The organism is Mesorhizobium sp. WSM4837 (assembly GCF_055811435.1).
Genome location: NZ_JBVVQE010000061.1, coordinates 36289 through 42920, shown reverse-complemented (window position 1 = coordinate 42920; position 6632 = coordinate 36289). Strand labels below are relative to the sequence as shown.

At 60.2% G+C, this 6632-nt stretch carries 6 protein-coding genes; 2 read left to right on the top strand and 4 right to left on the bottom strand.

Translation table 11 applies throughout. The features are described 5' to 3' along the window. Both AC0L3D_RS27770 and AC0L3D_RS27765 read left to right on the top strand, forming a co-directional pair. On the top strand, positions 1–371 hold a 371-nt coding region (locus tag AC0L3D_RS27770; RefSeq protein WP_473646463.1), incomplete at its 5' end, for a transposase. Positions 372–536: 165 nt separating this feature from the next. Continuing rightward, the gene (locus AC0L3D_RS27765) at positions 537–1013 is read left to right on the top strand and encodes a hypothetical protein (RefSeq protein WP_473646461.1); all 477 of its coding nucleotides are present in this window, start codon (positions 537–539) and stop codon (positions 1011–1013) included. Positions 1014–1124: 111 nt separating this feature from the next. Here AC0L3D_RS27765 and AC0L3D_RS27760 read toward each other — a convergent pair whose 3' ends face one another. The 4 genes from AC0L3D_RS27760 to AC0L3D_RS27745 all read right to left on the bottom strand — a co-directional run bounded on the left by AC0L3D_RS27760 (position 1125) and on the right by AC0L3D_RS27745 (position 6189). After that, positions 1125–1364, bottom strand: a complete 240-nt coding sequence (locus AC0L3D_RS27760) for a hypothetical protein (protein WP_473646459.1) — start codon at positions 1362–1364, stop codon at positions 1125–1127. A gap of 82 nt (positions 1365–1446) precedes the next feature. Beyond that, complete coding sequence (locus AC0L3D_RS27755; protein ID WP_473646457.1) at positions 1447–2613, bottom strand: acetyl-CoA acetyltransferase; 1167 nt, start codon at positions 2611–2613, stop codon at positions 1447–1449. 619 nt (positions 2614–3232) lie between these two features. Then, on the bottom strand, positions 3233–4615 hold the full coding sequence (locus AC0L3D_RS27750) for an amidohydrolase family protein (protein ID WP_473646455.1): 1383 nt from the start codon (positions 4613–4615) through the stop codon (positions 3233–3235). 134 nt (positions 4616–4749) lie between these two features. Next, positions 4750–6189, bottom strand: a complete 1440-nt coding sequence (locus AC0L3D_RS27745; RefSeq protein WP_473646454.1) for an amidase — start codon at positions 6187–6189, stop codon at positions 4750–4752. Between the last annotated feature and the right edge of the window lie 443 nt (positions 6190–6632).

Below are 6632 nucleotides of genomic sequence, written 5' to 3'. Positions count from 1 at the left end.
AGGCTCTCGAGATGGCCATCGCTAACCGCCAGCCCGAGCCAGGGGGCCTCGTCCATCATTCCGACCGCGGAGTTCAATACGCCTGCGGGGCCTACTCCGAACTTCTGCATCGTCACGGTATCCAGGCGAGCATGAGCCGTGTCGGGAATCCTTACGATAACGCGAAGGCGGAAAGCTTCATGAAAACGCTCAAGCAGGAAGAAGTGCAAGGCCTCACCTACAAGGATGCGGCCGATGCGCGCAAACGGATCGGAGCCTTCATCGATACCATCTACAACCAGCAACGGCTACATTCGGCGCTCGACTATCTAACTCCGGAGGAATACGAACAGAAGCATTCACGCAGACGAGAGATGGACAAGGCCGCATAGGCGTAACACGGAAACTGTCCGCGATTTGCCTTGTCTCAGTCTGGGGGTGCACTCCACAGCTGTCCGCGACTTAGCGGAATCACTGTCCGGCTTTTGCGAAATGCGCAGTCATGCTGCAGGATCGCCAAAGTGCCGAGCGCGGCAAGGTCGACGTGCGGAACAGCTATGATGCGCCAGTTCGCGCTGGCGACCCGATCGAACATCCACGCTGGAATCTCCAGCCAACGATCCGATACCTGGCCAGAAACGCTGCAGCGGAAAACCTTTGCGTCGTGTCGATCACCTCATGAATATGGACCTGGCGACCTGCCCAAGGATGGCATGCGTAGAGAAGATCGCGCTCCGGGCCGGTGCGCGTTTCGTTGTCGAGGTGTACAACACCGTGCGTCCGACGACGCGCTTGGCGGCGCCGTGCCGCTCGACCGCTACCGCGTCTCGCAGCGCCAGAATCGCGAAACCGACGAGCCGTTGCCAAGGACGATCTCATCCGCCGCGTTCAGCAGCATGGCTTCGTCTCCATCCTCGGCCACCCATGTCAATGAAGGCGATCGGTCGGGTCTCGGGCAGCGGGTTGGATCGGCCAATCGCACTTGCCGGGCTTGTTTCATCCAGATGAACAAGTGGTTCGCGTTCATGCCATGACGTCCCGCCCACAACCGACACCGAATCACCGGACTCCTGCACCTCACGCACGTCTGGATAGGAGGGCACGCCATCCCTGAGCGGCGGTTTTTCGCCCGGATGCGCAGCCGCTCACGCATTGTTCTTCCTCACCGCTTCGTCCATCGCGGCGCGCAGCAACGGCGGCAGAGGCTGGATGGCCCGTTCCGCCTCCATGGTGCCCGGCAGATGCGTGTCGCAGAATTTCTGGGCGACCTGAACGGGCGTTTTCGGTCGCCAGCTGCAACGGCAACGTTCGGGCTGATGTCTGCGCTTCAGCTCCGCAAGGAAGCAAGGGAGACAAGCAGCCGCCGAAAACCATTTGGTTGCCATGCCAGAATCTCCTGCTGTTCGAGTGCCTCCGTCAGTCCATCAATTCGACAGGAGCGGCAAGAGTATGGCCTATCAGGTCCAACTACTTGATCCGCTCCAAGATCGAAACGTAGTTCGCTACCGCGGTACCGCCCATGTTGAAGATGCCGCCGAGCTTGGCGCCCCCCACCTGGGTGCCGCCGGCCTCGCCGGTCAGTTGCATGGCCGTCAGCGCGTGCATGGAGACGCCCGTCGCCCCGATCGGATGGCCCTTGGCCTTCAGCCCGCCCGAGGGGTTTACGGGCAGACGGCCACCCTTCTCCGTCTGACCTTCCAGCGCAACCTTCCCGCCCTCGCCGTGCTTCGCCAGTCCCATCGCCTCGTATTCGATCAATTCGGCGATGGTAAAGCAGTCATGCGTCTCCACGAAGGAAATGTCATCCAGCGTCACGCCCGCCTTCTTCAGCGCCCGCGTCCAGGCTTCCTCGCAGCCTTCGAACAGCAGGATATCGCGCTTCGACATCGGCAGAAAATCCTGCACATGTTCGTTGGCCAGGAAGGCAACCGCGCGGCGCATGGCGAGAGCCGTGACCGCGTCGGCCAGCACGATCGCCGCAGCGCCGTCCGACACCAGAGAACAATCGCTCCGCTTCAGGGGCCCGGCGACGAAGGGGTTCTTGTCGCTCTCCTGCCGGCAGAAGTCATAGCCGAGATCCTTGCGCATGTGAGCGTAGGGATTTTCGACGCCGTTCCTGTGGTTCTTCGCGGCAATGGCGCCCAGTGCGTCGGATTGGTCGCCGTGGCGTTGGAAGTAGGCGGAAGCGATCTTGCCGAACTGGCCGGCGAAACCTGCCGGAATATCGCCCTCTTCCTTCATGTAGGAGGCGCGGATCAGGTTCTTCTGCACCTCCGCCGGTAGGACGGCCGTCATCTGCTCGGCGCCGACCACCAGCACGATGCGTGCTGCCTTCGCGTCGAGCGCGCGAATGCCCTGCTTGACCGCTGCCGAACCGGTCGCGCAGGCGTTCTCCACGCGCGTCGCGGGTTTAAAGCGCAGACGGTCGTCCGCCTGCAACACCAAGCTCGCGGTGAAGTCCTGCGGCGAGAAGCCAGCGTTAAAATGGCCGAGCACGATCTCGTCCACGTCGTCGGGGCCGATGCCGGCGTGGTCCAACGCGTCGACCGCCACCTTCGTAATCATGCCCTCCAGCGTTTCGCCGTCGAGCTTGCCGAAGCGCGAATGCGCCCAGCCGACGATGCATGCGGTCATGGCCGTTCCTTCTCTCGCGGCTCGTCCGGCCGCACTGCAGCGGCGCGTAAGGCGAAGTTCAAGCTTGGCGGCATCTTGTCTACCTTCGACGTGATGAACTCGGTGGACTGATGCTATCGGGTGAAACGTCCACTCTCGCTCGGCCAGGCGACGCCGCACGCGAGAGCAAGTTCCTGTCGGACACCTCAGGCGGCGTAAAGGAGTGTTGGTCGCCGACACGAGCTCATGTATGTGGGTCGCTTCGACATCGCGGAATACGCTGACGATCATGCGGGCATTGAGTAGTTGCCAAGCCCTTTGCCTCGCTCAGAGTCCGCGAAGCGACGGGGCCGCCCCAACGTAGGTATGATACTCGTTATAGGAATTGTGCGGCAGATAGCCATGCGCCACGGCCACAACGTTCCCGTCGCGGTCTCCAATGGCGACGGTCGTGCCGCCACGGCACGTCCTCCTGTGGTGAGGATCGGCTCGGCGGACGCGCGGTGTAGGGCGAGCCACCTCACCGGCAGAGGCCGACAAACGGTCTCACAGTTCGGTGTCACACGAGCACTTGGGCCACCAAAGGTTCCGTGTCGGATACCGTTCTTCAGGACTCGATGCCCAACGGTCGCCAAGGGCATCATCCTTCCAGCTTCGACGCAAGCGCATCGCGCTGCCGCAAAGCTTCAGCAAGGATGCCGTCTTGATCCATGGTGGCTAGCCTCCCGCCCTTCATCACGATTTTGCCGTCAACCAGCACTGTGTCGACAGGGATCATGGACGAAGATAGCGCCAGCAAGATCCCAGAGTCGTCACGCCAAGAAAAATGGGTGATGTCGCGTGCCTCGCGGATGACCACGTCAGCCCGTTTGCCCACCTCAAGACTACCAATGCGGTCGCCCAGCCCAACGTTCATAGCCGCGTCAATCGTCTGCATGTAAAACGGATCAGCGTCGTGGAGCCGCTCGCCAATGGACGCGGAGAGGTAAAGGCTTAGAAGGCCGGCAATACCAATTGGATGGATCACGTTTGTATCGATCCCCAGCGAAACGCTCACACCCTGCTTATAAAGATATGGGAACCAGCATTTATGAGGGGGGGTGACCCGGTAACCAAGGGCATTATTGGGGCACCACGAAAGCCCCGGCTTTTCGGAGATGATGAGTTCGACGTCGGCATCGTCGAGAATGTTCATATGGGACAACATAGTGGATGGCTTGAGAGCGTTCAGACGATGCATGCGCACGGCTCCCGAGTCACCGCGCTTCCGTTTCTCGTCCGCCACGAACTCCGCCAGGAACGATTGATGCTGCCAAAGGATGACATCAGAATGTGCGGCAAGCTTTGCCGCTTCACGCGTCAAGTCGTCAGTCGCAGTGCCTTCGCCATAGAGACAAACGTACCCCCGGACCAGCGCGTTCTCGTCCTTGTTACGCCTAAGCTCGTAGCTCCATTGGTCGACGACACGCTGTGCGTCCGGCGGTGCCCGTTCTGCCAATGCGTCATTGTGCAATTGTGGGAAAATTTCGCGAAAAGACGATAAATCATCCCATCCGAAAGGCGCCGAAACCATCGCCCGCATTCCGCACCGCGTCATGGCATCCGCAAATGCATCAGTCTCAAACACTGTTCCAGGCTCGAAGTGAAGCGTGAACCCCCGCTGGAGCATCGAACAAGCCGCCGCCGCCGAGTAGGCGGCCGTAATTTCAGGTGTCGTTGCCGCTTTGAGAGAGGCATAGTTGACTTTACTCACTGCGCCCGATGCCGGTGAGAACGGGGCGCCATGGTATGGCATCCCAGTCATGTGCAGATGGGTCTCAATAAAGCCAGGATGCACTAGCGCGCCGCCAGCGTCGATTGTTGTCGCAGCCCTGTAGGCCGCCGCAATGTCCGCCTCGGGGCCGACAGCGACGATCTCCCCGTCCGTGATGGCTAGAGCACCAGGGCGGTAGTGGGGCCTAGCCCTGTTGCCGGTAAATACGTCACCGTTCAGGATTAGAATGTCGACTGCTCGTTTTGGCATGCCAGAGACTCTCATCTGTGATTGTATTTGTCGGATTGTTGATCTCGATCATCAGCCTCCGCTAAAAATCCTGGGCTGTCGACGGCGGAAGCATTATGGCAAAGCCCTGATTGTTATGCAGGCCGCGGATCTTCTCAGCCGGCAAATAGCGCGGGCCGACGATGTTTCCATGGCCTTGCCTCCTCCAGATCTCGCGCGACCCGGATTAGTGTGGCTTCGTCACCAAATCGCCCAACGATTTGGAGACCAATCGGCAGCCCGTCGACACTCTCAGCGAGCGGGAGCGACACAGCCGGTTGGCCGGTTATGTTGAAGATCGGCAAGTGACAGCCCTTGAAAGCCCGTCGCGTCCACTCCTCTGCTGACGAGTCGGTGTCGAGCAGGCTGTGCACCCCATGCGGATGCGCTACAAACGGCTGACTAGGTGTCAGCAAGATATCGAAACCGATTGTCGCTTCGGCCACCTGAAGCCGCAACCTTCTTACGGCTGCCTCCTGCCGCGCTATAATGGGGAGCGCATTTCGGTCAACATACAACTCGCGACGCCCGTACTCCCAGTACTTCAGATTGATCGGCTCAATGTGCTCGGCGTCGATGCTACGGCCGAGCGAGCGGGCAGCAGCCTCAAGCTCGTTCATATACATACCCGCTTCAGACAGGGCCAGGGTCACAAGATCGTCGAAATTGAAGGGCGGTAGGATCTCGGTGATTTCGTGACCCATTTCCGCGAGAAGGGTCGCAGTATCGTCTACCGCCCGCACTACTTCAGAGGCTACAGCCACCTCTCCCCAAGTGCGGCGCGCTATTCCCACCCTTAGCCTGCCAGTTGACCGTTCAAGCTCGTCCAAAAACGGGCGCTCTGGCTTCACAATAATGAATGCATCGCCCAAGTGCGGCCCTGAGAAAGCGTCGAGCGCTGCCGCCATGTCGCGAACACTCCGGCAAATCACAAAATCCCTGGCTCGGCCTCCCGTCTGGTCCTCGTTGCCGTCCGATGAAATCCGGCCCCGAGAAGGAAGACAGCCGACAAGACCGCACCATGCGGCCGGACCTCGGATAGAACCGCCGGCGTCGTTGGCGTGAGCGATGGGCGTGATACCCGCGGCGACCGCCGCTGCGGCGCCGCCTGAGGAACCACCAGCCGTCAGAGCCAAGTTCCAAGGGTTTCGCGTTATGCCGTGGAGGATTGTTTCGGTCGCTCCTGACATGCCCAACTCGGAGGTCGCTGTTCTACCAATCAGCCGCAAGCCCGCCTTCCTTGCCAATTTGACAAACGTAGCATCGGCGGAGGGACGGTATCCACGGTACAGCCTGCTGCCTTTTTCCTGCAGGCGCCCGGCTTCGCCCGGTCCGAGGTCTTTCCGGAAGAACGGAACTCCTTCGAAATGGCCTGAAGCTGCTGCCCCCACTCTCTCGAAGTCGTCATAGAACTCGATAACCGCGTTGATGTTCGGATTAACCTTACTGAAAGCGGCATGGGCAAGCTGTGACAGGTCGCTCGCCGTCACATCCCTTCCCTTCACCAGAGATGCCAATTCGCACGCGTCGAACTGGACGTACTCGCTAAGCTTCATCTTGATCGCGCTCCTACGCTTCTGCAGCTTGGACGGCACCTGCGCCCAAACAACCAGAGGGCGCCTTCGCGGCAAGAGGAAAAACTTATGGTCAACTTGAATGAGTTATGTTCCGCACTTTCGTTCTGACCTGGCCGTAGTCGCTTACGTGAGATCCAACCGAATGTTTCGCGCCCCTCTCCTCCCAATCATTCTTCCCCTCACGGTGGTATTTCCAAAACCGGTCGCAGATCTGCCGGACTTTGGCGTGATAGTTGTCCGGTGCCCCAGCGCGCGCTGGTCGCGGAGCCGCCGAGCGTCCCCATGAGAAGGCGAGCACCCTGTCGCAACCCTCAGCAAGATCTGTATTTTAGGGCATCCGCACAATAGTCCGCGTAGGGAACCAACCGTATCACCTTCCAGCCACTCGGTAAGCCATGGGTATCCGTCATCACGCGGCGGTC